Below are 26,616 nucleotides of genomic sequence, written 5' to 3'. Positions count from 1 at the left end.
TCTTGAAAAAGACAGCAAGCTTGATACTCGCTAGCATTCTCATGATCAGCACATTGACCGCCGCCTCCCCCGCAGATTCAGAACGAACAGATACAAAAGGAAAAAAAGCAACAGTCAAAACAGGTATCGAAACATTACTCTCAAGTAACCTCTCTTGGCTTAAAGGGAAAAAAGTAGGGCTTATTACGAATCCTACAGGCATTGATGCAAACATGAAAAGCAGTGTCGATCTGCTATTTGAACACCCCGATATTAAACTGACTGCCTTGTATGGGCCTGAACATGGCGTCCGCGGTGATGCACAAGCAGGAGAAGGCGTCGAATCGTATACTGACGAAAAAACAGGCCTGCCTGTTTACTCTCTTTATGGAAAAACAAGAAAGCCAACTCCTGAAATGCTCAAAAATGTAGATGTCCTGCTATTTGATATTCAAGACGTTGGTACTCGTTATTACACCTATATTTACACGATGGCGTATGCAATGGAAGCAGCTAAGGAAAACAACATTCCATTTGTTGTCTTAGATCGTCCAAACCCAATAGACGGGCTAAAAGTAGAAGGACCTGTATTAGAGCCAGAACACGCCTCTTTTGTAGGTCTCTATCCCATCCCATTAAGACATGGGATGACAACTGGAGAACTTGCATACATGTTTAATAAAGAGTTTCATATCAACGCTGATGTAAAAGTGATCAAAATGAAACATTGGAAACGATCCATGACGTTCGATGACACGAAGCTGCCGTTCGTCCTCCCTTCACCTAACATGCCGACCGTTGATAGTACCTTTGTTTACCCAGCAACAGGATTAATCGAAGGCACAAACGTTTCTGAAGGCAGAGGAACGACAAAACCGTTCGAACTCATTGGCGCTCCATATATCAATAGCAACGAGCTAGCAGATCATTTAAATGGGTTAAAACTAAAAGGCGTTCAATTTAGACCTGTTTCATTTACCCCTACCTTTTCAAAACATGCCGGGACTTTGTCTCACGGGGTACAGCTTTATGTCACAGACCGAAAATCATTCGAAGCAGTCAAAACAGGTCTATCCATCATCAAAGCAATACATGACTTGTATCCTAATGACTTTCAATTCCTACAAACAGGCAGCTTTGATAAACTCATCGGGAATAGCTGGATCAAAGAAGAAATCAATAAAGGCACTTCCATTAAACACATCATGAAACAATACCACCATGACCTGAAAACGTTCGAAAAGAAACGGAAGAAATACCTCATCTATTAATCGCAAAAAAACCTCCATCTTAAAGGATGGAGGTTTTTTCATGATAAAGACTTAGTCACAGCAGGTACTTTCAGCTCGAAACGATGAAGTAAAAAGCCAAACAAGGCTGCAAGCACTTGCTGAAACAGCATGCCAATCACAACAGGAACAGCAACAGCAGGCGGGAAAAAGCTAATGGCAAGCACAGCACCCGCGCTAATGTTCCGCATACCGCCCGTATACACAATCGCCACAATTTCTCCTTGGGTACATTTCATCGCCTTTCCAATCAACCACGCAAAAGCATACCCACTCATCGCAATGAAAAAGACAGTCGCTGCTTTGCTAAAAAATGCAACATCCAGTTCACGCAAATATGGGGCGACAACAGAACTGTTAATCGATACGACAACAAACAAGCCTAATTTTGAAAAAGGAGCCAAGGTCTGACTCATTGCTTTTGTCACCGATGGCTTTGCATACTGACGAACGAGCATCCCTAAAATAGAGGGCAGCACCACCATACCGAATAGTCCTTTCATGATCGCCACCATGTCCATATGGACCTGTGTACCAACGAAGATTGACAAGCTTACTGGCACAATCAATGGCGAAAGCAATGTATCAATTAATATGATAGATAACGTTAACCCCACATTCCCTTTATACATTGCCGCCCATATTAAACTAGACACACCTGTCGGAATCACCATCGCAAGCGTCAAACCGGTGATCGTCATAGCATCACCTGCAAATATCAAATGCCCCGCCGACCATGCATAAAGGGGCATCAGCACATGCAAAATCATAAACGATAAAATCAAAGGCAATGGATGCATCACCGTATGCTTTAAAGCTGAAAAAGTAGATGACAAGCTCCCTGAAAATGTCATCACAGCAAACACCCAAGGCACCAAAAAGGTGAAATCTTTTAAATACGCCGCCAATAATACACCAAGTAGCACGCTGACAGGCGTAATGAGCGGCATCATCCGGCCGAGCACCTGATTCAAACGGACAAGCATGCCGGCCACCTCCATCCTTCACTTTCTTCCTTGTTCTATTGTAACAAACAGAAAAGTCTCTTTAAGATCCGATCACTTGTTTCATAAGTTTTTGACTAGACGTATCCATTCCAACTACGTCCACCTCTACACCAGCTGTACGATATTTTTCCTTCACACGTTCAATTGCGGCCACACCTGATTCGTCCCATATACGCGCTTCAGACAAATCAATCACAACCGTTTTCAGGTCGTTTCCATGATGGAAGGCTTGAATCAATTCAGTCACGGAAGCAAAGAAAATTTGTCCCTTAATTCGATAAATCCATGTACCAGCTTGGCTTTCTGTAGAGGTGATATGAAGTTTTGATATTTTAGCCACAAAGAATACGGCACTAAGCAGCACCCCTGCAAAAACACCCTTGGATAAATCATGAGTGAACACCACCGTCACGACCGTGACAAGCATCACAAGAGAATCTGTTTTGGGGTTCTTTTTTAGCTGCTGGAATGAACTCCAATCAAAGGTACCAATAGAAACCATGATCATGACAGCAACAAGAGCAGCCATCGGAATTTGAACAACCACATCACCCAAAACAAAAATCAATACCATTAAAAATGCACCAGCCACAAAGGTAGAAAGCCTGCCTCGTCCCCCTGCCTTTGTATTAATCACAGATTGACCAATCATCGCACAGCCAGCCATACCGCCAAAAAATCCTGCCACCACATTGGCAATTCCTTGGCCTCTCGCTTCCTTATTTTTACGACTAGACGTTTCCGTCATATCATCTACAATCTGTGCTGTTAATAAAGATTCAAGTAAACCAACCATCGCAAGTGCTAAGGAATAAGGAAAAATGATAGCAAGTGTTTCCCAGCTAAACGGTACATTGGGAATAAGAAAAGTTGGTAAAGAGCTAGGAAGCTCTCCCATGTCCCCAACCGTTCTGACATCAATATGCCCAAATACAGCAATCATCGTCATCACAATAATTGCAATAAGTGGAGAGGGAATAACTTTTGTGACCATCGGCAATACATAAATGATCAACAATGCTCCACCTGTCATGACATACATAGCCATGGATTCCCCAACGAAATGCGGCAGCTGTGCCATGAAGATCATAATTGCCAACGCATTGACAAAACCAACCATCACAGACCTCGGAATAAATTTCATCAGACGAGAAACACGGCACAATCCAAACACAATTTGAATCAAGCCTGTTAAAATCGTAGCTGCGAACAAATACTGCAATCCATGATCTGCAATCAAATTGACCATGACCAGCGCCATAGCCCCAGTAGCGGCAGAGATCATACCTGGCCGTCCACCAACAAACGAAATCACAATCGCAATACAAAACGAAGCATACAAACCGACCTTAGGATCAACGCCCGCAATAATCGAAAACGCAATCGCCTCAGGAATCAAAGCCAAGGCCACTAAAATACCCGCCAGCACATCCTGACGCACATGTCCAAACCATTCTTGCTTTACAAATAAATCTTTCAAACCATCTACTCCTTTTTATATACATACCGTACAAGGAAAAAGAAGGCGAATAAAAACCGGAGATACAGAAAGGGAAAAACAATAACCATTCAATTTCGGGGAAAAAGAGGAACGTACAGAGTCTTTTGTAAGAGAGGAAGTCATCACTTTAGTAAGGATAAAAGAAATACGCCGAAGAATCAAGAACAAATAGAAGGGGTATGTAGAAAGCTAAGGCAAAGCTTCCATCAAAATCGCTCGAGTCATTTTCTATTTTCATGAGCCGAACCAAGATCAATAAACGTCAACTTATTTTAAAACAAACAAAAAAAGCCTTCTCATCAACGAGAAACCTTAACATTTACCATTATCATATAGAGGAAAGCTTCCAAGCGGGCTCGAACCGCTGACCTCTTCCTTACCATGGAAGTGCTCTACCTACTGAGCTATGGAAGCATGGCTCCGCAGGTAGGACTCGAACCTACGACCGATCGGTTAACAGCCGATAGCTCTACCACTGAGCTACTGCGGAATGGATAAAGTAACTTCTTCCATTGGAAGGATATAAACAAAAAGCTTGGCGGCGTCCTACTCTCACAGGGGGAAACCCCCAACTACCATCGGCGCTGAAGAGCTTAACTTCCGTGTTCGGTATGGGAACGGGTGTGACCTCTTCGCTATCGCCACCAAACCTGATGGAGAGAATGTTCTCTCAAAACTAGATAACAATGTTCATTTTTCACATTAGAATATAGGTTAAGTCCTCGATCTATTAGTATCTGTCAGCTCCACGTGTCACCACGCTTCCACCTCAGACCTATCAACCTGATCATCTTTCAGGGATCTTACTTCCTTGCGGAATGGGAAATCTCATCTTGAGGGGGGCTTCATGCTTAGATGCTTTCAGCACTTATCCCGTCCGCACATAGCTACCCAGCGATGCCCTTGGCAGAACAACTGGTACACCAGCGGTGCGTCCATCCCGGTCCTCTCGTACTAAGGACAGCTCCTCTCAAATTTCCTGCGCCCGCGACGGATAGGGACCGAACTGTCTCACGACGTTCTGAACCCAGCTCGCGTACCGCTTTAATGGGCGAACAGCCCAACCCTTGGGACCGACTACAGCCCCAGGATGCGATGAGCCGACATCGAGGTGCCAAACCTCCCCGTCGATGTGGACTCTTGGGGGAGATAAGCCTGTTATCCCCGGGGTAGCTTTTATCCGTTGAGCGATGGCCCTTCCATGCGGAACCACCGGATCACTAAGCCCGACTTTCGTCCCTGCTCGACTTGTAGGTCTCGCAGTCAAGCTCCCTTGTGCCTTTACACTCTGCGAATGATTTCCAACCATTCTGAGGGAACCTTTGGGCGCCTCCGTTACATTTTAGGAGGCGACCGCCCCAGTCAAACTGCCCACCTGACACTGTCTCCCTGCCCGATAAGGGCAGCGGGTTAGAAGGTCAATACAGCCAGGGTAGTATCCCACCGATGCCTCCACCGAAGCTAGCGCTCCGGTTTCCAAGGCTCCTACCTATCCTGTACAAGCTGTACCAACATTCAATATCAGGCTGCAGTAAAGCTCCACGGGGTCTTTCCGTCCTGTCGCGGGTAACCTGCATCTTCACAGGTACTATAATTTCACCGAGTCTCTCGTTGAGACAGTGCCCAGATCGTTGCGCCTTTCGTGCGGGTCGGAACTTACCCGACAAGGAATTTCGCTACCTTAGGACCGTTATAGTTACGGCCGCCGTTTACTGGGGCTTCAATTCGCACCTTCGCTTACGCTAAGCGCTCCTCTTAACCTTCCAGCACCGGGCAGGCGTCAGCCCCTATACTTCGCCTTACGGCTTCGCAGAGACCTGTGTTTTTGCTAAACAGTCGCCTGGGCCTATTCACTGCGGCTTCTCGGGGCTTTAACACCCTAAGAAGCACCCCTTCTCCCGAAGTTACGGGGTCATTTTGCCGAGTTCCTTAACGAGAGTTCTCTCGATCACCTTAGGATTCTCTCCTCGCCTACCTGTGTCGGTTTGCGGTACGGGCACCTCTCACCTCGCTAGAGGCTTTTCTTGGCAGTGTGGAATCAGGAACTTCGCTACTAAATTTCGCTCGCCATCACAGCTCAGCCTTCACGGGAAACGGATTTGCCTATTTCCCAGCCTAACTGCTTGGACGCGGATATCCAATACCGCGCTTACCCTATCCTCCTGCGTCCCCCCATTGCTCAAATGGTGAGGAGGTGGTACAGGAATATCAACCTGTTGTCCATCGCCTACGCCTTTCGGCCTCGGCTTAGGTCCCGACTAACCCTGAGCGGACGAGCCTTCCTCAGGAAACCTTAGGCATTCGGTGGACGGGATTCTCACCCGTCTTTCGCTACTCATACCGGCATTCTCACTTCTAAGCGCTCCACCAGTCCTTCCGGTCTGACTTCACTGCACTTAGAACGCTCTCCTACCACTGTTCGTAAGAACAGTCCGCAGCTTCGGTGATACGTTTAGCCCCGGTACATTTTCGGCGCAGAGTCACTCGACCAGTGAGCTATTACGCACTCTTTAAATGGTGGCTGCTTCTAAGCCAACATCCTGGTTGTCTAAGCAACTCCACATCCTTTTCCACTTAACGTATACTTTGGGACCTTAGCTGGCGGTCTGGGCTGTTTCCCTTTCGACTACGGATCTTATCACTCGCAGTCTGACTCCCAAGGATAAGTCATCGGCATTCGGAGTTTGACTGAATTCGGTAACCCGGTAGGGGCCCCTAGTCCAATCAGTGCTCTACCTCCGAGACTCTTACCTTGAGGCTAGCCCTAAAGCTATTTCGGAGAGAACCAGCTATCTCCAGGTTCGATTGGCATTTCACCCCTACCCACACCTCATCCCCGCACTTTTCAACGTGCGTGGGTTCGGGCCTCCATTCAGTGTTACCTGAACTTCACCCTGGACATGGGTAGATCACCTGGTTTCGGGTCTACGACCACGTACTCATGCGCCCTATTCAGACTCGCTTTCGCTGCGGCTCCGCATCTTCTGCTTAACCTTGCACGGGATCGTAACTCGCCGGTTCATTCTACAAAAGGCACGCCATCACCCGTTAACGGGCTCTGACTACTTGTAGGCACACGGTTTCAGGATCTATTTCACTCCCCTTCCGGGGTGCTTTTCACCTTTCCCTCACGGTACTGGTTCACTATCGGTCACTAGGGAGTATTTAGCCTTGGGAGATGGTCCTCCCGGATTCCGACGGAATTTCACGTGTTCCGCCGTACTCAGGATCCACTCTGGAGAGAACAACATTTCAGTTACAGGGCTGTTACCTTCTTTGGCGGGCCTTTCCAGACCTCTTCGCTTATATCGTTCCTTTGTAACTCCGTATAGAGTGTCCTACAACCCCAAGAGGCAAGCCTCTTGGTTTGGGCTGTTCCCGTTTCGCTCGCCGCTACTCAGGGAATCGCATTTGCTTTCTCTTCCTCCGGGTACTTAGATGTTTCAGTTCCCCGGGTATGCCTTCTCATACTCTATGTATTCAAGTATGGATACTACTCCATTACGAGCAGTGGGTTTCCCCATTCGGAAATCTCCGGATCAAAGCTTGCTTACAGCTCCCCGAAGCATATCGGTGTTCGTCCCGTCCTTCATCGGCTCCTAGTGCCAAGGCATCCACCGTGCGCCCTTTCTAACTTAACCATTTCTTACTTTAGAAAGAATCACTATGTGTGATGAACTTTGCATTGCATTCAATGTGAATGTATTACTTATTGTTATCTAGTTTTCAAAGAACAATCCTGTCTCGCTAGAGACATGTTTTGAAGGAATGATCCTTCAAAACTAAACAAGACGAAAACGCACACTGCTCCATATATCCTTAGAAAGGAGGTGATCCAGCCGCACCTTCCGATACGGCTACCTTGTTACGACTTCACCCCAATCATCTGCCCCACCTTCGGCGGCTGGCTCCATAAAGGTTACCTCACCGACTTCGGGTGTTGCAAACTCTCGTGGTGTGACGGGCGGTGTGTACAAGGCCCGGGAACGTATTCACCGCGGCATGCTGATCCGCGATTACTAGCGATTCCAGCTTCACGCAGTCGAGTTGCAGACTGCGATCCGAACTGAGAACAGATTTGTGGGATTGGCTAAACCTTGCGGTCTCGCAGCCCTTTGTTCTGTCCATTGTAGCACGTGTGTAGCCCAGGTCATAAGGGGCATGATGATTTGACGTCATCCCCACCTTCCTCCGGTTTGTCACCGGCAGTCACCTTAGAGTGCCCAACTGAATGCTGGCAACTAAGATCAAGGGTTGCGCTCGTTGCGGGACTTAACCCAACATCTCACGACACGAGCTGACGACAACCATGCACCACCTGTCACTCTGTCCCCGAAGGGAAAGCCCTATCTCTAGGGTTGTCAGAGGATGTCAAGACCTGGTAAGGTTCTTCGCGTTGCTTCGAATTAAACCACATGCTCCACCGCTTGTGCGGGCCCCCGTCAATTCCTTTGAGTTTCAGTCTTGCGACCGTACTCCCCAGGCGGAGTGCTTAATGCGTTAGCTGCAGCACTAAGGGGCGGAAACCCCCTAACACTTAGCACTCATCGTTTACGGCGTGGACTACCAGGGTATCTAATCCTGTTCGCTCCCCACGCTTTCGCTCCTCAGCGTCAGTTACAGACCAGAGAGTCGCCTTCGCCACTGGTGTTCCTCCACATCTCTACGCATTTCACCGCTACACGTGGAATTCCACTCTCCTCTTCTGCACTCAAGTTTCCCAGTTTCCAATGACCCTCCCCGGTTGAGCCGGGGGCTTTCACATCAGACTTAAGAAACCGCCTGCGAGCCCTTTACGCCCAATAATTCCGGACAACGCTTGCCACCTACGTATTACCGCGGCTGCTGGCACGTAGTTAGCCGTGGCTTTCTGGTTAGGTACCGTCAAGGTGCAAGCAGTTACTCTTGCACTTGTTCTTCCCTAACAACAGAGCTTTACGATCCGAAAACCTTCATCACTCACGCGGCGTTGCTCCGTCAGACTTTCGTCCATTGCGGAAGATTCCCTACTGCTGCCTCCCGTAGGAGTCTGGGCCGTGTCTCAGTCCCAGTGTGGCCGATCACCCTCTCAGGTCGGCTACGCATCGTCGCCTTGGTGAGCCGTTACCTCACCAACTAGCTAATGCGCCGCGGGTCCATCTGTAAGTGACAGCCGAAACCGTCTTTCATCCTTGAACCATGCGGTTCAAGGAACTATCCGGTATTAGCTCCGGTTTCCCGGAGTTATCCCAGTCTTACAGGCAGGTTACCCACGTGTTACTCACCCGTCCGCCGCTAACATCCGGGAGCAAGCTCCCTTCTGTCCGCTCGACTTGCATGTATTAGGCACGCCGCCAGCGTTCGTCCTGAGCCAGGATCAAACTCTCCGAAAAAGTACAAAACCGAAGTTTTGCTTTTCGCCAGTTTGACTGACTACCTATGATGTATCATAGGATTTTTTATAAAAACTCGAATTAACAGGTACGTTTTGTCTTGTTTAGTTTTCAAAGATCATCTTCGCCGTTCTTAGCGGCTTTAATAATATAACATTTCGCTTCATCTTATGTCAACAACTTTTTTCAAGTTTATTTCCCGAAGCGTTTGTGTTTGTCACTGTGTGTCAGCGACGATTAATAATATATCACGAAAACATTCTGTTGGTCAACGTCTTTTCAGAACTTTTTTTAAAATAGTTTTATCGTGCATGTTAAACCCTTGTCCTGCATACAATCAAGTAACAATCTTGGACAAGGCAGGAGTGTTTGAATTGAGTCGATTATATGTGTTGCCTATTAAACGGCTGAAGCAAGTAGTCATTATTCTTGTAGCAGCCCTTGCAGCTGCAACCTTTTTTTATGTACAAAAGGCACCGCCGCTGTCGGTATTTAAAACAGAACAAGGACCCCGAGCAATTTATAAAGGAGAGACCTCATCAAAACACGCATCCCTTACGTTTAATATTGGCTGGGGAGACGAGAAGGCTGTTCCTATTTTAAATGTCCTCCGAGAGTACGATATAAAGAACGCCACTTTCTTTCTGTCTGCTTCTTGGGCTGAGCGTCACCCGGATATTGTGAAAAGGATTAAAGAGGACGGCCATCAAATCGGCAGCCTTGGCTATGCATATAAAAATTATAGCCAGCTTGAAGAAAACGAAATTAAGCGTGATCTTGTCCGTGCACAAAATACATTCCAAAAGCTTGGACTGGAAGACATTCAATTATTAAGACCGCCAACTGGGCAATTTAATGAAACGGTATTGAAAATTGCAACACAGTATGGCTATACCGTTGTCCATTACAGCATCAATTCTCAAGATTGGCTGAACCCGGGCGTCGACCAGATTGTTCATAATGTAAATGATCGAATGAAAAGCGGAGACATCATTCTCCTTCACGCCTCAGATTCAGCCACCCAAACCGCTCAAGCCTTACCAGCCATTTTAAAACACTTAAAAGACAAGAATTTAAGAAACGTCACGGTTGGCGAGCTTATCTCTAATACAAAAACAAAGTCAACTGAGGTTAAGTAGCTTTTGCTTTTGAAAACCGCGGCATAGCTAATAACTGAAACGCATTACAACCTAATAGTGGGAATAGCATTAAATACAGCCAGTCCTCTTCATTGACTCTAAGCGCCGGAAACCATTCTAACGACGTGATGACGACCATGAGAAACATTGCAGAAATAAATGTTTTCTTAGAGGACTGCTGCTGTTTAAAATAAGACACAATCAATGCAAACACACCGATAAAAACAGGCAGCCACAAGTATGGAAGAAATGATTCATTCTCCCCGAAAAACAAAAACCGCAAATAAGCTAAATCAAACAGCACGAAAATCACAAGGAATAACTGAATGGTATTCCATAAAGAATGCGACCTGAAAATCTCCAGCGCAAACCGGTGCACTGTCAAAAAGACAACAAACCCCATCTGACTGATTACACTAAAGATCATCCCCACACCAATAAACCAAAATAACACAGACGCAATCTCTAAAATCTCAAACGATACAAACAGCTTCTGATATTTCCCCCACTCCAGCGCAAAACCTACCACGCTTGTAATGACCGCTCCAACAGCCAGCACAGAGAAGAAAAAACGAACTAAATCCCGACTTTTCATTGAAATGACCCAACCCCTATTTTTGTTATGTATAAATTCATGTGAAACATTCATATTAAAAGTAAGACATGTAACGAAAGGAGCCACAGTATGTCAAAAGGCATCTTGCGTATAATGAGCTGTTTTCTTCTTTTATCTCTAACAGCTTGTGCTCCCAAAACCCAATCCTCATCTAATATGGACTATGACGAAACGAAAAAAATGGTCGTCGATATTTTGAAAACAGATGACGGTAAAAAGGCCATTCAACAGTTATTAAATGACGAGGCAATGAATGAAGCTTTGGTAATGGATGAACAAACTGTGAAAAAAACAATAGAGAAAACACTGACTTCTGATAAAGGCAAAGAGTTCTGGAAGAAGGTCTTTGAGGATTCTAAATTTGCCGAGACTTTCGCAAAATCCATGCAGCAACAGCATGAAAAGATGTTAAAACAATTGATGAAGGACCCTGACTATCAACAAATGATGATGGATATTCTCAAGGATCCTGAAATGGAAAAGAAATACGGTGAACTGGTCAAAAGCAAAGAGTTCCGAAAGCACTTAGAGAAAGTTATTACAGAAACATTAAGCAGCCCTCTCTATAAGAAGAAATTCGAAGATGAGCTAAAAAAAGCAGTCTCTGAAAGCAGCAATGATTCCGGTTCACAAGGAAGCGGCAGTTAAACATCACCCGAGTGGCACAAGGTCCACTCGGGCTTTCATTATGCTTTCACTGTTAATTGTTCAATGACTTTATTGGCAATGTGTTGATACACTTCCCCTGTCGGATGACTCGCATCATAGACAGAAGGTGCAAAATCGTCCTCATTCCAATCAGGCTGTCTTAAAGGGATTTGACCAAGAACTGATACACGCAGCTCCTCCGCCAGCTTATCCCCGCCGCCCTTTCCAAAGACATATTCCTTCTCACCTGTTTTTTTGCTTTCATAGTAACTCATATTCTCAACGACCCCTAGCACCTCGTGATCTGTTTGCAGTGCCATTGCGCCTGCTCTAGCAGCAACGAAAGCCGCTGTTGGATGCGGTGTCGTCACAATGATTTCTTTACAGCTCGGAAGCATCGTATGAATATCAAGTGCCACATCACCTGTTCCAGGCGGAAGGTCTAATAGTAAGTAATCTAATTCTCCCCACTCTACTTCGTGGAAGAAGTTATTTAGCATTTTACCAAGCATCGGTCCTCTCCAAATGACCGGTGCGTTTTCTTCAACAAAAAAGCCCATTGAAATCACTTTGACGCCAAAGCGTTCCACAGGAATAATTTTTTCCCCTTTAACTGTCGGTCTGACGGTGATTCCCATCATATCCGGTACGCTAAAGCCGTAAATATCAGCATCGATCAGTCCCACTTTTTTCCCTAGACGAGCCAGTGCCACAGCCAGGTTAACGGAAACAGTTGATTTCCCAACTCCTCCTTTTCCACTCGCAATCGCTAAGAACACAGGTGGATTTTTAGAGTTGAGCAAATTTTCTTCCTCATCCTGTGACGGCATAAACCTTTCAAGAGTTTCTTGAGGCAGTTCTTCAAAACGAAGTCCTACAGTGTTCGCGCCGGCTGCTTTTAAAGCTTGTACGATGTCTTGCTGCAGCTTCATCTGCTCAGCAGTGCCTGTTTTGGCAATCGCCACTTTTAAGCTCACATGCTCTTTTTCAGGCTTTAGGCTGATTTCCTTGATGGCATCCAGCTCACCAAGCGGTATATGAAGGAAAGGTTCGTCCATCTTCCCAACTAGTTTTTTCACATCATCTTGTCCGATCATAGCAGAACCTCACCCTTTATTGAATTCGTTTACAATCCAAGTATATCATACATATCCTTACAATGTCTGTCCTCTTTGCCTGCGATAAACAGGAAAAAGCCCCTTATTCAGGCGGCTCTTTTTGCTCTGTTAAATATCTTAAAATGCCTTTATAAATCGAAGCAGCAATTTGATCCTGATATTTAGGAGTCGCCAGCTGACCAGCCTCTTTTGGATTCGATAAAAATCCGATTTCGACAAGCGCTCCTGGCTTCGTGACATTTTGCATTAAATAAATCCCGTTGATTCGCTTCGCCTTGCGATCTGTGTTTTCAAGGTTGTTTCGCAATTCATCTTGAATGAACTTCGCTGCTTTTTCATTCTCTTCATACTTTCCGTAAAAGAACGTCTGTGCCCCGCTCCATTTGTTCGATGGAATCGCATTTAAATGAATGCTTAAATAGAGATCCGCTTCAGATTCATTGATGACTTTCACACGGTTTCTCAAATCCTCCGCTTTCTTTCGGGCATAACCCTTTGTATTCTTTGATGATAAATCAGAGTCATCTTCCCGGGTCATGAGAACAAGCGCTCCCTGCTCCTGCAAATAGTCTCTTATCTTCATGGACACATCCAGTGCAATCTCTTTTTCGAGCAACTCGCCGCCAACAGCACCGCCATCTGGACCGCCGTGACCCGGATCTAAATAGATGATCTTGCCGCTCAAAGGCAAGTTCCACGATTTCCACGAATCATCATTTAGAAACTGAAATCTGAATAAGAATAAGAGGACAATAAACCCGATTAAAAACCCTGTCCATTTCAGCTTTCTTTTCATCCCTGTCCCTCCCATACACCATTATTTTATAGATATGGGACAAGGGCTGGAAATATGCTTAGTGCAGTCGAAGCTTATGCCTTTTTTCTGATTCTCGAAAGCCTTCCTGCCACCACTTACTTAAAAATTCCTTCGCAAATGGATACAGACACGACATCTTACGCTCCATTCGGAACATATTCCCCCACGATTGCAAACACCCTGCTAGCTCCTCAACCAGCTCATCTTCTTCATGAACTGACCGCTTTTTTATATCATCAAATGATTCACCATACTTACTCGACTCACCGTATCTGCCACCTGCTAAAAAAGCCTCAATGGCGAAATCGATACAGCCATCACTCATAATCCCAGCTGGATCATCTGCAAATGGGAACAGCTTCCTCGTGAATTTCTCGGAAGCGACCGTCACCTGTTGAAGAGACAATGTACGCAACAGTTTCTTTTCAAGCGTGACATCTCGTTTTGTTTTCAATTGATAAAATGAAAGAACTTCTGCCATGGACTGAACTCCTTTTTTTCTTTGTATTGTTCGTTGGTTTGAACAAAACATGCAGTTCAGTAAATGGAAATCAATGCGCTAACGGATTGGAAAATTGTGATAAAATGAACATTTATATATAGAAAGAATAGAAAAGGGGCAAAATTCATGAAGAAGTGGATGTATATCCTGTTGCTACTAACAGTCGTCTTATCTGGATGCGGCAGTCAAGCGACCGAGCAGAAGAGCGACATAAAAGGAATAGAAGACATATCATTAAAACAGCTCTCCAAACACAAAAATTCTTATATTGGAGACAATGGAGCAGTCGGCGCTATTTTATCAGATCTTCCAGGTAACGTGATTCGCGAGTATGAAATCGTAGATGAAAAAGCGCTAAAAGTGACATACGGCGTGAAAGAAAATACCAATGATACAGAAGAACAATTTGATTCATTTTGGTTTGATAAGAAGGATACCATTGAAAAAAACTACTTATATAATGCATTGGCACTTTTTATTCTTATCGATAATGTGGAGCAAGTGACACTCAAGATGAACGCTAAAGACGAGCCATCCGTCACGTTTAAAAGAAAACAGCTAGAAAAAAAGCTGCCTCACTCTTTTAAAGAGTACAAAGACGATACAGCGCTTTGGCAAAAGGAACTGGTTGATGGAGTTGTGAAGTCAAAAGATAAACGTCAAGATGTATACAAAGCGTTTCCCATCAAGAAATAATAAAAACAGAGGGGCGTCACCCTCTGTTTTTTGATAATTATGTAGTAAAAGCTTGAATCAATCGTTGTCGAAAGTTTTGATCTGCTACTACGGTAAGTATAAATTCATCGAACACTTCCCCCATCCAGTGAGAATTCTCCGCTTTCAGGTCATTGATGAATAGAGAAATCGATATAGTTGATGTATCCGTTTTTCGATATAAAGCAGCAGTGACAACAAACAACGTCGATCCACCTTTATACCAAATATATTGATCTGTTTCCGTCTTCAATATTTCTCCCAGCACAATTTGGCTAAAAAGACGCTTTTCTTCTGTTGTTAACAGCTCATCCTGTAGACGTTTCATAAAATGTGCATATTGATTCGTTGTAGACCTTGTCATCTTTTGCGTCAGTAAAGATTGAATACGCAAGCTTAACAAGTTCTTTTTCATCAATTTTTCTTCTAACGCCTTTTTATGCTCCGGGTCATTTTTCATGATATGAAAAATCTCAATCATCAGAGATTTGTATTGTTCATCAGTTACATCGCTTATTTGCTTTAATGCATCCTGCTCATGATCAGATACATAGGCTGGCCACAACACCTTGGGTGTCAGTGGCATGAGTTCATCATGTTCTGTAAGACCTGCTTGTTTCATCTGATTATTGATCTTCTCTAAGCCCAGCAGGTCAATCAAATAATCAGTACAAGCATTTGAACTGAATTGCATCATCCCTTTGGCCACATCTAATAAAGTTGCATGCTCAGAAAAATCATTGACCTCCAGCCAGTATGTGTGAGCACCGCCATCGGTTCTATCAATATAAAACCGCTCTATATCAGACAATGTCACTTTTTCATCTAACTTGATTTCATCGCTGGATACAGCTCTAACAAAATGAAACAAAACCATTAATTTCATCGTACTTGCAAGTGGTGTTTTTTGATCACCATTCCAATCTAATACCACATCTTCATTTTCAATAATTGTTACTGATACGTCCTTTTTGTTTTTCGTGACAAATGCCAAAAGATCCTCTTTTGTTTTCTTCAAATGTTTCTCCTTTCCAAACCACTATAGATTCTCGTCTCCAATATAACAAATATTTGAAACAAAGGCACAAAAAAGCAAAGAGCAGTGAATACCTTTGCTTCTTGGTGTGTTTATTTACGAAGAAGATGCAGTTTCATCCCATCATGCGTAGCTTCAAATCCCAACTTTTCGTAAAGACGGCGTGCTTCTGGTCTCTGTTTGTCAGTTGTCAGCTGAATCATATGACACCCGCGGTCACTTGCGCGTTGAATAGCCCGTTTGATCAACAATGTGCCAATTCCTCTTCCTCTATGAGTCGAGGCTGTACGAACTCCTTCTATTGAAGCTCGCCATCCTCCTTGATACGTTAGAAATGGAGTCATTGTTAATTGGAGAACACCGACTACCTCTTCCCGATCACAAGCGACGATTAGTTCAATATTGGGATCCGCTTCGATCGAATGAAAGGCATTGAGATAGCTTTCTAATAATGGACGAGTGTAGCGTTCTCTCCTTTGGCCTAATTTGTCATCTGAAAGCATCAAAACGATGTTGTCGAGGTCTCCTTGGACGGCTTCTCTAAATGTCAATTGATTCAGATTCAATGAACACACCTCCTATCACGGAATGGAAGCCTTTATTCATTTGCCAAAATACCAATTGATAGCGTTCTCATATAAAATTTTATCCACCGCTTCCTCATCAAACATCTGTTGAATTAATTCAATATCACCGTATTCAAATGGCCGTTTTGCCCTTGTAGAGGGCAGGTCTGTACCAAACATCAGTGCATCAGGATTCGTTTGATAAATAGACGTCAATGCCTGTTCAACATGTAAATCTACACGTCCAAAGCCTGTTGCTTTCACACGAACCCCTTTATCAACCAGCTTGAGCAAATGCGGCAAGCCTTCTTCAGATAAGCCTAGATGATCAATGGAAACGGCCGGCAGCTGTTCAAGCGTTGATGAGATGTCAGGGAGATGCTTAGCGTCTATGTAAATCTCACTATGCCACCCAGCCAGCTCATACACCCTTCTCGCAAAATAGTCGAGCTTTGAAATATCCTCCGAACCGCCCCGCTTCACATTAAAACGTAAAGCCTTTACCCCTTGTTGATTCAATTGAACAATCTCATCATCGGCTGCGGTAAAAGGTAATTGTGTCACACCGCAAAAAGCCGGTCCCATTTCATCTAGTGCTTTCAACAAATAACCTTGATCAAAGCCCTGAAATGACCCTGATACAATCGCTCCACCTACAATCCCTAAATCAGCCGTCTCTCTCCTATAATCATTCACCACATAACTCGGCGGTGTATATCCTTGGTTTTCTTGAATGGGAAAATCAAAATCAATGATATGAAAATGTGCATCAAAGATCCTCATGCCCGCGCCCCTCTTCTACTTATTTGACCTGATTATATCAATAGAGAAAGCCAAGGGATATTTGGAATGACGAATTACTTCATATCATGAAAACTTATCAAGTTTTCCATTCCTCTCGTAAGATGGCATAATAAAACTCATCCCACCACTCATTTCCTTGTGGTATACATTTTTTAAAATATCCCTCTCTTCTCATCCCCATTTTCTCCATCACTCTCCATGACGGCACATTTTCAGGCTGACAAGTGGCAATGATTCGATGTAAATTCATTGTGTGAAAACCATGATGCAGGACAGCAAAAGCAGCTTCTGATGCATAGCCTTTGTTTTGATATGCAGAATTAAAGACCCAGCCAATTTCATATGTGTGCTCACCAAAGTAAGGATGAAACACGATATGCCCGATGCATGTATGATCTTCTTTTAATAGAACAGCAAAATTCTTGCCCGTCTCAAGACGATTATTTTTGACAAATTGCTGCGCCTCTTCTCTAGAAAAAACACCTTCTGGCATATACCTCATCACCACCGGATCAGATGTATATGCATAGACACCCTGCCAATCATCCTCATTAAACGATCGAATGAGACATCTTTCTGTTGTTAGATTCATAAATGCCATCCCCCTTTAACATCATTTTTTAAACAGAAACCTGACTATGATCCTATTTTATATGTTTCCAGACAGAAAAAAACACAAATAAAAAAGCACCAGCAAGATGCTGATGCTTTTCATATAGGGTTTGTCTGTACAAACCCTTGTAAAACGTCCATACAATATAATATTGATTAACGTTTTGAGAACTCACAAGTTATCCTTATATTAAGCTTTTTTGCATTCTCCGCCACCCTCGAACAAGTTAAAATATAAATTAATCTCATTAATTTAGAGAATATCAATTCTTAATCTAAGACGTATATTATTAAAATAGAAAAACTATTAGTTAAGTATAAATTAAAAATATAATTTTGGGCTTCTTGGAATTCCTAGTTGCTGAGAAGTAATTTCAGCAGATATTCCATTGATGAACTGAAAAGGTGTTAGAGAAATAAATTCTGAAAGTAACCAACTTTGATCACTAGCAAGATAATTACTTAATACCCCTGGATTATAGCGTGACAATTCGCTAAGCCGGTGCATAACAATTAACATAATGACCAGAGGATTTAAGTCCACTGCTCTACTATCCTGAAAGTTTTTGAAATACCATCTTGAGTTACTTCCCGCTGAAATCTCTTGATAATATCTCCTAAGTTTATTATGAAATGTTTTCACCCCATCACTATTTATTGCACGCTTATCCTTTAAAGTCGGGCCTTTTTTCCATGTAAGCATAAAATTTTCTTCTTTATTCCAAATCTGAACTTTAGAATTCCTAAATTTATTGAGTATTTTATTATCAGAATATTTGGGATCTATTTTCGAAACTAAAGTTAAATGTTTATCAGGTTTCCTTTCAAATCTTATATCTGTTAATGGTAAAAATAGTTCATCCGCCTTTTTAATATTGTGTGATGTTACGTATGCTCTATGTAAAAAAACAAGATTAAAAAGCAAATTATCAATATCAAATTCTTTATCAGTTAATGAATCTCCTAAATACAATAAAAATTCAGGGCAAATTCCCTTGCCTCGTATTTTTGCATGTTCATTAGATAATAGATATTTGCCATTAGTTATCGAATTACCAGAAACTCCATGATATTCATGGTTTATTTTTCCATTTTTACTAATTAATAATGCCTTAACTGCATTAAGAAAGCTATAATAAAGTGGTAAAGGGGCTGATACCGGTGTTAAATTCATACTTGAATTATAAAATTCTTCCGCTTGATTCCAATAAAATAATATTTGTTCATTATTTTTTCTTTTTCCTCTAGGCAAAGAATTTATAAAATGTCTTACATAATCCCATCTATTTTCTACTAAAACAGTTCTGCCCCTCATATCTGGTGTTTTAAATGTTGTTTTCAAACTAATTGGATGATTAGAATAAGTTAGAATTTCTCCCATTAGTACCTCTCATTTCTATTTTATTTTCGTGTATCATAAAAGAAATATTAAAATAAAAAACATTCTATATATTTGCCGATATCCTATTTAAGACTAATATATCATCAGAAAATTTCAATCTAATTTCGAGTCTTGCTGGATTATTGTCGTCATCTAACACCCCCACTAGTTGAACATTGATATCTGGTTTAAATTGTCCACCTAGATCTAGCGATTTCTCTAATCGTATATTATTCTTAATTTTTTCTTTAATTATCTCATTGTTAGGTATTGCACCCCAACATTTAACTGGATCTGCTCTCTCTATTATCAATCTTGGAATATAATCGGGGACAAATTGATTTGGATCTATACACAACCCATCATTTGATTTAAAAGAATTATAAAGGTTATTGAATAATCTACTTTGGCGTCCTTCTCCATATTCACATTTAAAACCGATAATTTGTTCTACTTCTAAAGCTATCTGTCTGATATTCAAAGTAATATATTTTTCCACTTCACTATTTTTTATTTTACCTGCTCGTTTTTTATAAATTTTTTGCCAGTTTTTTGCATTACCATTATAGCTAGGACAATTTAACTTTGCATTCTCATCAAATTTAAGTCCATTAACATAACCTTTCGTGTGAGCTGCATAAATAGTTTTGCTTCTATTTTGAGTTACATTATTTCTACCATTTATTATTTGCACAGAAGAACCACAAGTTGGACATAGAGCATATTTAGCTCCATTCTGATAAAAAGGAAACTCTTTATTTGTTTTATCCTCAAAATTAGTAACTGGAAAAGGAAGCTCATTTTGTCTCAATTTTATGTTCTTCATCCCTTAACTCCTCATACCTATTATTTTCCCTCATTTAAAATCAGAGTGACAATTAATATTAACTTTTCAAACAGGATATTTATTTTTTCAATTACTCAAAAAATATAAAAAATAACGCTACTTACTTTAACTAATTATTCAGTATAAAGATTGAATAGCGAAATCCATTATTATATTTAATATCTTTATCTGCTAGACCTTCAAATGAATATTCTAATTCAAGCCATCCCTTATTTATTGGATGCTGAATTAGGCTATTCGTAAAAATTTTATATAAATCTCTCGAAACTGCATATTTTGTATTTCTTTAAAAAAGAATAAAGAATACTCTCTGGATTTTCTTCGATTATCCACACTTACATTATTATACATGTTAGTGAATTATCAGTAAACATGCATCTTTTTTCGTTATCCATATAGACCATCTTTGATTATGAGACAATTAATTTACGAGAGTTATTTCTTATATAAAAGGATGTTTTATAACGCTATTGTCTATCATATTGGCTGAAAATAAATCAGAGTATGTATTCGATTGGAATAGTTTAAACAACCTCAACAGCTTCAAAAATCACTAAAACAATTAGAGGTTACAAAAACCTTTTCATGGTCCTAGAGACACACGATCATTTTATTTACTTAAGATATTGATAATACTTATGTTTCTAAACGGTTAGAACACATCAACGATCAAACAATGCAAAATTGAATTAATGACAGAAAAAAAGCACCAGCAAGATGCCGATGCTTTAAATCTGTTATGTTCTTTATAAGGTTCAAACTGTTTTGAACCACCTTGAACCAAAATAACTTTGTAACGCTGCTGCAATAAGAAATTGATTAACGCTTCGAGAACTGAGGAGCTCTACGTGCGCCTTTAAGACCGTATTTCTTACGCTCTTTCATACGAGAGTCACGAGTAAGAAGTCCAGCACGTTTAAGTGGTGTACGGTACTCAGGATCTACTTCTAGAAGAGCACGAGAGATACCGTGACGAATTGCTCCAGCTTGACCAGAGAATCCACCACCGTGAACATTTACAAGAACATCGTAGCTGTTAGCTGTTTCTGTGATGTTCAAAGGCTGTTTCACGTCTTCGATTAAAGCAGCGAATGGAATGTATTCAGTAATTTCACGATTATTAACGACGATACGGCCTTCACCTGGAACTAAGCGAACGCGCGCTACAGAACTTTTACGACGACCTGTACCGTAATATTGAACCTGTGCCAAATTGTTAACCTCCCTTATAATTAACCGCGAAGTTCGTAAACTTCAGGTTGTTGTGCTTGATGTGGATGCTCAGAACCACGGTACACATTTAATTTTTTGAACATTTGACGACCTAGTGGACCCTTTGGAAGCATACCTTTGATAGCAAGCTCCAACATTTTTTCAGGGTAGTTTGTACGCATCTCAAGAGCAGTTCTTTGTTTCAAACCACCTGGGTGCATCGTATGACGGTAGTAAATTTTGTCCGTCAATTTCTTACCAGTTAATTCGATTTTCTCAGCATTGATGATGATCACGTGATCACCTGTATCAACGTGTGGTGTATAAGTTGGTTTGTGCTTACCGCGCAAAAGTGATGCTACTTCAGTAGAAAGACGACCTAGAGTCTTACCTGCCGCATCAACCACTAGCCATTTGCGCTCAATTGTGCTTGCGTTCGCCATTGGTGTTGTACGCATGAGTTTCCCTCCTAAATAAATCAATGAATTTTCCTGAATCAAATGCTACGTTCTATTTCAAAACACAGATAAGTCTTCCGGGGCTTATTTGTGGGGTTGAAATACATACCATATGATATCTTATAACTTTCTGCTTCCTGTGTCAAGAACATGTTACACCTGGTTTAGTTGTCATAGAAAACTTCCCATAAATACAGTCCGTGACTGGGCGCAGTCTTGCCTGCCGCTTCGCGATTTCGGGCGGCAAGCATAGCTTTTATCTCCTCAGGGTGAAATTTACCAGAACCAATTTCAAGTAACGTGCCGGCTATAATTCGCACCATGTTATATAAAAAACCATTCCCTCTCACACGCATTTCAAGCCCGTCTGAGACGTTTTTCCACTCAAGGGCGTAAATCTCCCTCACCTTGTCTTGAACCTCTGTATTGGCCGCACAAAAGCTTGTGAAATCATGTATGCCAATGAGGTGCCCAGCAGCTTCTCTCATTTTGTCTGCATCCAGCCGGTAAGGAAAGTGGCAGGCATACTGTCTCGTGAACACATTTTGGTGCGTTTCCGTTGAGACCTTATAACGGTACTCCTTCGAAACGACACTAAAACGTGCATGAAACGATTCATCCACTTCCTCAGCCTTTAGAACCCTGATGTCATCAGGCAGGAGACTATTGAGGGCAAAAGGCCATCTTTCCATCGGGATGGCCAGCGGGGTGTCAAAATGGATGACCTGCCCCTTTGCGTGAACGCCACTGTCTGTCCGGCCAGAAGCCACAATCGGAATCAGTTCATCTTGTTTATGCATTCTAGCAAGAGCAGATTCAATCTCCGTTTGTACAGTACGCTGTCCTGGTTGCACTTGATACCCTTTAAAATGTGTCCCATCGTATGATACGGTACATTTTACTTTCATCTAGGCATCACCTAATTTCTAAGCAGCACAAGGAGTGCTGTTAACAGAATGAATAGAAGCAGCGTGAACGTGTCTTTCATTCCCCAGACAAGCTGACGGTATTTCGTACGCCCTTCTCCCCCGCGGTAGCCTCTCGCTTCCATAGCGGTCGCCAATTCCTCCGCACGCTTAAACGCACTGACGAAAAGCGGGACAAGCAACGGAACAATCGCTTTTAAACGATCTTTCACGGGTCCGCTTGTAAAATCAACACCTCTTGCCATTTGGGCTTTCATGATTTTGTCTGTTTCTTCGAGTAAAGTCGGAATAAATCGAAGAGAAATTGACATCATAAGAGCAAGTTCATGAACAGGTAGCTTGATTTTACGGAAAGGATGCAGCAGCTTCTCCATACCGTCTGTCACTTCGATAGGCGTTGTGGTCAACGTCAGAAGTGTTGTCATCATGATGAGATAGACAAAACGGAGTGAAATGAAAATCCCCTGTTTTAGACCTTCTTCATAAATATTCAGAAAACCAAAGTGAAGGAGCAAAGCGCCATCCTTTGTCATGAAGATATGCAGAATAAAGGTAAACAGAACAATCCAAAGGATGGGTTTCATTCCTTTGAGAATAAAGTACAGCGGCACCTGAGATACCATCACCACAAGGATCGTAAAGACCCCTAAAAGCCCGTAAGTGATGTAGTTATTCGCAAAAAAGACAATAAAGACAAAAAAGAAAATTGATAACAGCTTTGTCCTTGGATCAAGACGATGGACAAAGGATGTACCTGGCACATATTTGCCGATAATCATACTATCCATCATGATGTCGTGTCCTCCTGATATAAAGCTGTTAAGGCTTCTGCCATTTCATCCATGGTCAGAAGCGGTCTTGGAAACGTCATCCCCAGCTTTTCTTCGACAGCCTGCTGGAATTTGATCGTTTCCGGGAGGTCCAGTCCGAAAGAAGACATGTCGGTACGATTGGCAAATAGCTCCCTCGGCGTACCTGTCGCCTTTACTGTTCCTTTGTGCATCACAATCATTTGATCCGCATAATGAGCGGCATCTTCCATACTGTGTGTCACAAGGATCGTCGTCAGGTTGGCTTTTTGATGAAGCTCATAGAACATGTCCATGATTTCTTTACGTCCGCGTGGATCTAATCCCGCAGTCGGCTCATCAAGCACAAGCACTTCTGGCTCCATCGCTAGAACACCTGCAATCGCCACACGTCTCATTTGACCACCGCTTAATTCAAAGGGTGATCGAGATAACAAGGATTCAGGAAGGCCTACAAGCTTCAGCATCTCTTTAGCCTTGGCTTCTGCCTTTTCTTTTGGAACACCGAAATTCATCGGACCAAAGCAGATATCCTTTAGAATCGTCTCCTCAAAGAGCTGATGTTCAGGAAACTGAAACACGATGCCGACCTTTTTTCGAAGGGGTTTCATATCCTTCTGCTTTTTATTGGCTTGTAAGACCGTATCTCCAAGCGCAATGCTCCCCTTTGTTGGTTTGAGCAGTCCATTTAAATGTTGCAGCAATGTCGACTTGCCAGAACCCGTATGACCGATGACAGCCACATAGCTGCCTTCTTTGATGGAAGCATTGACATCATACAAAGCGAGACGCTCAAACGGCGTTTTCATTTGATAACGATGCTCTAATTCTTTGATCGTAATGTCCATAGCTCTTTCACCAATCCTTCTTGTGTCAAATGGGCATTTGCAAGCGGCACACCTTGCTGCTTCAATTGCTTACTCAACCGGTAGGAAAATGGCAGATCAAGTCCAATCTGAACCAGCTGTTCATCTAGTTCAAATACTTCCTCTGGTGTTCCCTCGGCAAATTTCTTCCCACCATTCATCACAATAACGCGGTCTGCCTTCGCAGCCTCGTCTAAATCATGTGTGATGGAAATGACCGTGACCGTTCCTTGTTCCTTCAGCAGTCTGACGGTTTCTAACACTTCTTCACGGCCAATCGGATCAAGCATTGATGTTGCTTCATCCAAGATCATGATGTCAGGGCTTGCGGCAAGTACACCTGCGATTGCTACTCTCTGTTTTTGCCCGCCTGATAGATGGTGCGGCTCTTGATCAAGAAACTCCTGCATATTGACCTGTTTGACAGCCCAATCTACACGCTCTATCATCAATTCCCGCTCAACCCCGTTATTTTCTAAACCAAAAGCCACATCATCACGAACCGTTGAGCCAACGAATTGGTTATCTGGGTTTTGAAAGACCATGCCGACCTTTTTGCGAATATCCCAAACACTTTCTTCTTTCAGCTCAATCTCACCAACCTTGACCGTTCCTGCATCCGGTAAAATGAGCCCATTCAGTACACGGGCAAGTGTGGATTTACCTGAACCGTTGTGGCCAACAATGGCAAGCCATTCATTTTGATTCACATGCAATGACACTTGGTCTAAAGCGGGCTTGTCCGCATCTTTGTGATAACGAAATACAATGTCTTTTACGTCAATTAATGTCTTCTCCATCTCTACCGGACCTCCTCTCAGCTCAACCTCTACTTTGCCTATTGCTAAAAAACCGTAGTATCTAAAAAAGGGCATAGATCCAGTTATGAACTGTCCCGCCCTTTCTTAGATACACGATATGTGATTAAACTAATTCAATGACAGCCATTGGTGCGCCATCGCCGCGACGAGGTCCAAGCTTCATGATACGAGTGTATCCACCTTGACGATCTTCGTAGCGAGTTGCAACGTCAGCGAATAATTTTTGAAGTGCATCTTGGTTTGTTTCAGCGTTAGCTACTTCGTTACGAATGTAAGCTGCAGCTTGACGGCGAGCATGAAGATCTCCGCGTTTGCCAAGAGTGATCATTTTTTCAACTACAGAGCGAAGTTCTTTCGCACGTGTTTCAGTTGTTTCGATGCGTTCGTTGATGATCAAATCAGTCGTTAGGTCACGAAGCATTGCTTTACGTTGTGCACTAGTGCGTCCTAGCTTTCTGTATGCCATGTGATGTCCCCTCCTTAATTAGAGATGCTGTATGAATAAAAAACACACGAAAATCCTAGTTCACAATGAAACTAGTCAATCGTCTTTACGAAGACCCAGTCCAAGTTCTTCTAGTTTCGCTTTCACTTCTTCAAGAGATTTACGTCCAAGGTTACGAACTTTCATCATATCCTCTTCTGTCTTGTTAGCAAGCTCTTGAACAGTGTTAATACCCGCACGCTTCAAACAGTTGTAAGAACGAACAGAAAGATCAAGCTCTTCAATTGTCATTTCAAGCACTTTTTCTTTTTGGTCTTCTTCTTTTTCAACCATGATTTCTGCATGCTGAGCTTCGTCAGTTAACCCAACGAAAATATTTAGGTGTTCAGTTAAAATCTTAGAACCTAGAGCGATCGCTTCTTTCGGTCCTGTGCTTCCATCAGTCCATACATCTAGTGTTAATTTATCATAGTTTGTGATTTGCCCAACACGGGTGTTCTCCACTTGATAAGTTACACGAGATACAGGTGTATAGATTGAGTCGATCGGAATCACGCCGATAGGCTGATCGTCTCTTTTGTTTGCATCAGCAGGATTATACCCGCGACCTCTTTGTGCAGTTAAACGAACACGGAAGCTCGCATTTTTGCCAAGAGTTGCGATGTGGAGATCTGGATTTAAGATTTCAATATCGCTGTCGTGTGTAATATCAGCAGCTGTTACAGTTCCTTCATCTTGTACATCAATTTCAAGCGTCTTCTCTTCTTCAGAGTAGATTTTGAGTGCAAGCTTTTTAATGTTTAAGATAATCGTTGTAACATCTTCAACCACGCCTTCGATCGTTGAGAATTCGTGTAAGACACCATCTATCTGGATCGATGTTACAGCTGCACCAGGAAGTGAGGATAAAAGGATACGACGAAGGGAGTTCCCTAAAGTGGTACCATATCCACGCTCAAGTGGCTCTACGACAAACTTGCCATACTTGGCATCGTCGCTGATTTCAACCGTTTCGATTTTTGGTTTTTCAATTTCGATCATCTAATAAAACCCTCCTTCAAAACGTCGAAACCTCGAATAGAATCATATGAGATTCCATCCGAAATTCCTCATTGTTTAGTCCCGTATGTG

General features: G+C 42.6%; 24 protein-coding genes, 2 tRNA genes and 3 rRNA genes. 4 read left to right on the top strand and 25 right to left on the bottom strand.

The genetic code is table 11. The features are described 5' to 3' along the window. Positions 1-2 precede the first annotated feature (2 nt). Positions 3-1,250, top strand: coding sequence for a DUF1343 domain-containing protein (locus NSQ17_RS01010; protein WP_024719111.1), 1,248 nt, complete (start codon positions 3-5; stop codon positions 1,248-1,250). Between the two features lie 38 nt (positions 1,251-1,288). On the opposite strand, the gene NSQ17_RS01005 is transcribed toward NSQ17_RS01010, so the two are convergent. The 7 genes from NSQ17_RS01005 to NSQ17_RS00975 all read right to left on the bottom strand — a co-directional run bounded on the left by NSQ17_RS01005 (position 1,289) and on the right by NSQ17_RS00975 (position 9,148). After that, positions 1,289-2,254: a bile acid:sodium symporter family protein gene (locus NSQ17_RS01005; RefSeq protein WP_237562576.1), complete on the bottom strand. Its 966-nt coding sequence runs from the start codon at positions 2,252-2,254 to the stop codon at positions 1,289-1,291. 61 nt (positions 2,255-2,315) lie between these two features. Continuing rightward, the gene (locus tag NSQ17_RS01000; protein ID WP_047946085.1) at positions 2,316-3,755 is read right to left on the bottom strand and encodes a SulP family inorganic anion transporter; all 1,440 of its coding nucleotides are present in this window, start codon (positions 3,753-3,755) and stop codon (positions 2,316-2,318) included. Between the two features lie 362 nt (positions 3,756-4,117). After that, positions 4,118-4,190: transfer RNA gene (locus NSQ17_RS00995), tRNA-Thr, on the bottom strand. Between the two features lies 1 nt (position 4,191). After that, a tRNA-Asn gene (locus NSQ17_RS00990) sits at positions 4,192-4,266 on the bottom strand. 43 nt (positions 4,267-4,309) lie between these two features. Continuing rightward, positions 4,310-4,425, bottom strand: a 5S ribosomal RNA gene (gene rrf / locus NSQ17_RS00985). Between the two features lie 61 nt (positions 4,426-4,486). Beyond that, positions 4,487-7,417: ribosomal RNA gene (locus NSQ17_RS00980) — 23S ribosomal RNA — on the bottom strand. 182 nt (positions 7,418-7,599) lie between these two features. Beyond that, positions 7,600-9,148, bottom strand: a 16S ribosomal RNA gene (locus NSQ17_RS00975). Together the 16S, 23S and 5S rRNA genes with 2 tRNA genes alongside form the textbook arrangement of a ribosomal RNA operon. 374 nt (positions 9,149-9,522) lie before the next feature. Between NSQ17_RS00975 and pdaB the strand changes: the two genes are divergently transcribed. After that, positions 9,523-10,287, top strand: coding sequence for a polysaccharide deacetylase family sporulation protein PdaB (pdaB, locus tag NSQ17_RS00970; protein WP_017366469.1), 765 nt, complete (start codon positions 9,523-9,525; stop codon positions 10,285-10,287). Here the strand turns inward: pdaB and NSQ17_RS00965 are convergent. Further along, positions 10,280-10,882 carry a KinB-signaling pathway activation protein gene (locus NSQ17_RS00965; protein ID WP_008345196.1) on the bottom strand — a complete coding sequence of 201 codons (603 nt, stop codon included), beginning with the start codon at positions 10,880-10,882 and terminating at the stop codon, positions 10,280-10,282. The two genes, pdaB and NSQ17_RS00965, sit on opposite strands and share 8 nt — an antisense overlap. Before the next feature lie 90 nt (positions 10,883-10,972). On the opposite strand from NSQ17_RS00965, the gene gerD reads away from it, so the two are divergent. Then, positions 10,973-11,551, top strand: a complete 579-nt coding sequence (gene gerD / locus NSQ17_RS00960; protein WP_007496366.1) for a spore germination lipoprotein GerD — start codon at positions 10,973-10,975, stop codon at positions 11,549-11,551. Positions 11,552-11,589: 38 nt separating this feature from the next. Here the strand turns inward: gerD and NSQ17_RS00955 are convergent, their stop codons facing one another. The 3 genes from NSQ17_RS00955 to NSQ17_RS00945 all read right to left on the bottom strand — a co-directional run bounded on the left by NSQ17_RS00955 (position 11,590) and on the right by NSQ17_RS00945 (position 13,967). Further along, complete coding sequence (locus NSQ17_RS00955; protein WP_159145319.1) at positions 11,590-12,648, bottom strand: Mrp/NBP35 family ATP-binding protein; 1,059 nt, start codon at positions 12,646-12,648, stop codon at positions 11,590-11,592. Positions 12,649-12,751: 103 nt separating this feature from the next. Further along, positions 12,752-13,465, bottom strand: coding sequence for an N-acetylmuramoyl-L-alanine amidase CwlD (gene cwlD / locus NSQ17_RS00950; RefSeq protein ID WP_017359175.1), 714 nt, complete (start codon positions 13,463-13,465; stop codon positions 12,752-12,754). A gap of 58 nt (positions 13,466-13,523) precedes the next feature. After that, on the bottom strand, positions 13,524-13,967 hold the full coding sequence (locus tag NSQ17_RS00945) for a YbaK family protein (protein ID WP_035389125.1): 444 nt from the start codon (positions 13,965-13,967) through the stop codon (positions 13,524-13,526). A gap of 147 nt (positions 13,968-14,114) precedes the next feature. On the opposite strand from NSQ17_RS00945, the gene NSQ17_RS00940 reads away from it, so the two are divergent. Beyond that, on the top strand, positions 14,115-14,684 hold the full coding sequence (locus NSQ17_RS00940; RefSeq protein WP_058337236.1) for a DUF4825 domain-containing protein: 570 nt from the start codon (positions 14,115-14,117) through the stop codon (positions 14,682-14,684). Positions 14,685-14,721: 37 nt separating this feature from the next. On the opposite strand, the gene NSQ17_RS00935 is transcribed toward NSQ17_RS00940, so the two are convergent. The 14 genes from NSQ17_RS00935 to NSQ17_RS00870 form a co-directional block, all read right to left on the bottom strand. After that, a complete protein-coding gene (locus NSQ17_RS00935) occupies positions 14,722-15,720 on the bottom strand; it encodes a serine hydrolase (protein WP_342467742.1) in 999 nt (332 codons plus the stop codon). Between the two features lie 110 nt (positions 15,721-15,830). Continuing rightward, positions 15,831-16,304, bottom strand: coding sequence for a GNAT family N-acetyltransferase (locus tag NSQ17_RS00930; RefSeq protein ID WP_342467741.1), 474 nt, complete (start codon positions 16,302-16,304; stop codon positions 15,831-15,833). Between the two features lie 36 nt (positions 16,305-16,340). After that, the gene (locus tag NSQ17_RS00925; protein WP_342467740.1) at positions 16,341-17,087 is read right to left on the bottom strand and encodes an amidohydrolase family protein; all 747 of its coding nucleotides are present in this window, start codon (positions 17,085-17,087) and stop codon (positions 16,341-16,343) included. Between the two features lie 97 nt (positions 17,088-17,184). Next, on the bottom strand, positions 17,185-17,700 hold the full coding sequence (locus tag NSQ17_RS00920; RefSeq protein WP_342467739.1) for a GNAT family N-acetyltransferase: 516 nt from the start codon (positions 17,698-17,700) through the stop codon (positions 17,185-17,187). A gap of 342 nt (positions 17,701-18,042) precedes the next feature. Continuing rightward, on the bottom strand, positions 18,043-19,101 hold the full coding sequence (locus NSQ17_RS00915; protein WP_342467738.1) for a YaaC family protein: 1,059 nt from the start codon (positions 19,099-19,101) through the stop codon (positions 18,043-18,045). Positions 19,102-19,165: 64 nt separating this feature from the next. After that, the gene (locus NSQ17_RS00910; protein WP_342467737.1) at positions 19,166-19,927 is read right to left on the bottom strand and encodes a hypothetical protein; all 762 of its coding nucleotides are present in this window, start codon (positions 19,925-19,927) and stop codon (positions 19,166-19,168) included. 840 nt (positions 19,928-20,767) lie between these two features. Next, positions 20,768-21,160, bottom strand: a complete 393-nt coding sequence (gene rpsI / locus NSQ17_RS00905; RefSeq protein WP_007496354.1) for a 30S ribosomal protein S9 — start codon at positions 21,158-21,160, stop codon at positions 20,768-20,770. Positions 21,161-21,180: 20 nt separating this feature from the next. Next, positions 21,181-21,618, bottom strand: coding sequence for a 50S ribosomal protein L13 (rplM, locus tag NSQ17_RS00900; RefSeq protein WP_003217042.1), 438 nt, complete (start codon positions 21,616-21,618; stop codon positions 21,181-21,183). Positions 21,619-21,782: 164 nt separating this feature from the next. Continuing rightward, positions 21,783-22,526, bottom strand: a complete 744-nt coding sequence (gene truA / locus NSQ17_RS00895; protein ID WP_110487780.1) for a tRNA pseudouridine(38-40) synthase TruA — start codon at positions 22,524-22,526, stop codon at positions 21,783-21,785. 11 nt (positions 22,527-22,537) lie between these two features. Then, positions 22,538-23,335 carry an energy-coupling factor transporter transmembrane protein EcfT gene (locus tag NSQ17_RS00890; RefSeq protein ID WP_007496348.1) on the bottom strand — a complete coding sequence of 266 codons (798 nt, stop codon included), beginning with the start codon at positions 23,333-23,335 and terminating at the stop codon, positions 22,538-22,540. Then, positions 23,332-24,201, bottom strand: a complete 870-nt coding sequence (locus NSQ17_RS00885; RefSeq protein WP_024718300.1) for an energy-coupling factor ABC transporter ATP-binding protein — start codon at positions 24,199-24,201, stop codon at positions 23,332-23,334. The genes NSQ17_RS00890 and NSQ17_RS00885 overlap by 4 nt, the downstream gene beginning before the upstream one ends. Further along, entirely contained in the window at positions 24,177-25,019 is an 843-nt protein-coding gene (locus NSQ17_RS00880) for an energy-coupling factor ABC transporter ATP-binding protein (RefSeq protein WP_008345218.1), read from the bottom strand. Before NSQ17_RS00880 ends, NSQ17_RS00885 begins: the two co-directional genes overlap by 25 nt. A gap of 124 nt (positions 25,020-25,143) precedes the next feature. Next, entirely contained in the window at positions 25,144-25,506 is a 363-nt protein-coding gene (gene rplQ / locus NSQ17_RS00875) for a 50S ribosomal protein L17 (RefSeq protein WP_003216944.1), read from the bottom strand. Positions 25,507-25,581: 75 nt separating this feature from the next. After that, positions 25,582-26,526, bottom strand: a complete 945-nt coding sequence (locus NSQ17_RS00870) for a DNA-directed RNA polymerase subunit alpha (protein WP_003217009.1) — start codon at positions 26,524-26,526, stop codon at positions 25,582-25,584. Between the last annotated feature and the right edge of the window lie 90 nt (positions 26,527-26,616).

The sequence above is a fragment of the Bacillus sp. FSL W8-0629 genome (assembly GCF_038593225.1).
GTDB classification, from domain to species: Bacteria; Bacillota; Bacilli; order Bacillales; family Bacillaceae; genus Bacillus; species Bacillus altitudinis.
This window is presented reverse-complemented; position numbering and strand designations above follow the sequence as displayed.

What these genes read in the sequence shown, in the direction of transcription:
- NSQ17_RS00890 (WP_007496348.1), bottom strand. Translation starts at nt 23,335, where the DNA reads ATGATGGATAGTATGATTATCGGCAAATATGTGCCAGGTACATCCTTT.
- NSQ17_RS00955 (WP_159145319.1), bottom strand. Translation starts at nt 12,648, where the DNA reads ATGATCGGACAAGATGATGTGAAAAAACTAGTTGGGAAGATGGACGAA.
- NSQ17_RS00940 (WP_058337236.1), top strand. Translation starts at nt 14,115, where the DNA reads ATGAAGAAGTGGATGTATATCCTGTTGCTACTAACAGTCGTCTTATCT.
- NSQ17_RS00910 (WP_342467737.1), bottom strand. Translation starts at nt 19,927, where the DNA reads ATGAAGAACATAAAATTGAGACAAAATGAGCTTCCTTTTCCAGTTACT.
- NSQ17_RS00965 (WP_008345196.1), bottom strand. Translation starts at nt 10,882, where the DNA reads ATGAAAAGTCGGGATTTAGTTCGTTTTTTCTTCTCTGTGCTGGCTGTT.
- NSQ17_RS00885 (WP_024718300.1), bottom strand. Translation starts at nt 24,201, where the DNA reads ATGGACATTACGATCAAAGAATTAGAGCATCGTTATCAAATGAAAACG.
- NSQ17_RS00920 (WP_342467739.1), bottom strand. Translation starts at nt 17,700, where the DNA reads ATGAATCTAACAACAGAAAGATGTCTCATTCGATCGTTTAATGAGGAT.
- cwlD (WP_017359175.1), bottom strand. Translation starts at nt 13,465, where the DNA reads ATGAAAAGAAAGCTGAAATGGACAGGGTTTTTAATCGGGTTTATTGTC.
- NSQ17_RS00870 (WP_003217009.1), bottom strand. Translation starts at nt 26,526, where the DNA reads ATGATCGAAATTGAAAAACCAAAAATCGAAACGGTTGAAATCAGCGAC.
- truA (WP_110487780.1), bottom strand. Translation starts at nt 22,526, where the DNA reads ATGAAAGTAAAATGTACCGTATCATACGATGGGACACATTTTAAAGGG.
- NSQ17_RS00945 (WP_035389125.1), bottom strand. Translation starts at nt 13,967, where the DNA reads ATGGCAGAAGTTCTTTCATTTTATCAATTGAAAACAAAACGAGATGTC.
- NSQ17_RS00880 (WP_008345218.1), bottom strand. Translation starts at nt 25,019, where the DNA reads ATGGAGAAGACATTAATTGACGTAAAAGACATTGTATTTCGTTATCAC.
- gerD (WP_007496366.1), top strand. Translation starts at nt 10,973, where the DNA reads ATGTCAAAAGGCATCTTGCGTATAATGAGCTGTTTTCTTCTTTTATCT.
- NSQ17_RS01005 (WP_237562576.1), bottom strand. Translation starts at nt 2,254, where the DNA reads ATGCTTGTCCGTTTGAATCAGGTGCTCGGCCGGATGATGCCGCTCATT.
- rplQ (WP_003216944.1), bottom strand. Translation starts at nt 25,506, where the DNA reads ATGGCATACAGAAAGCTAGGACGCACTAGTGCACAACGTAAAGCAATG.
- NSQ17_RS00925 (WP_342467740.1), bottom strand. Translation starts at nt 17,087, where the DNA reads ATGAGGATCTTTGATGCACATTTTCATATCATTGATTTTGATTTTCCC.
- NSQ17_RS00915 (WP_342467738.1), bottom strand. Translation starts at nt 19,101, where the DNA reads ATGGGAGAAATTCTAACTTATTCTAATCATCCAATTAGTTTGAAAACA.
- rplM (WP_003217042.1), bottom strand. Translation starts at nt 21,618, where the DNA reads ATGCGTACAACACCAATGGCGAACGCAAGCACAATTGAGCGCAAATGG.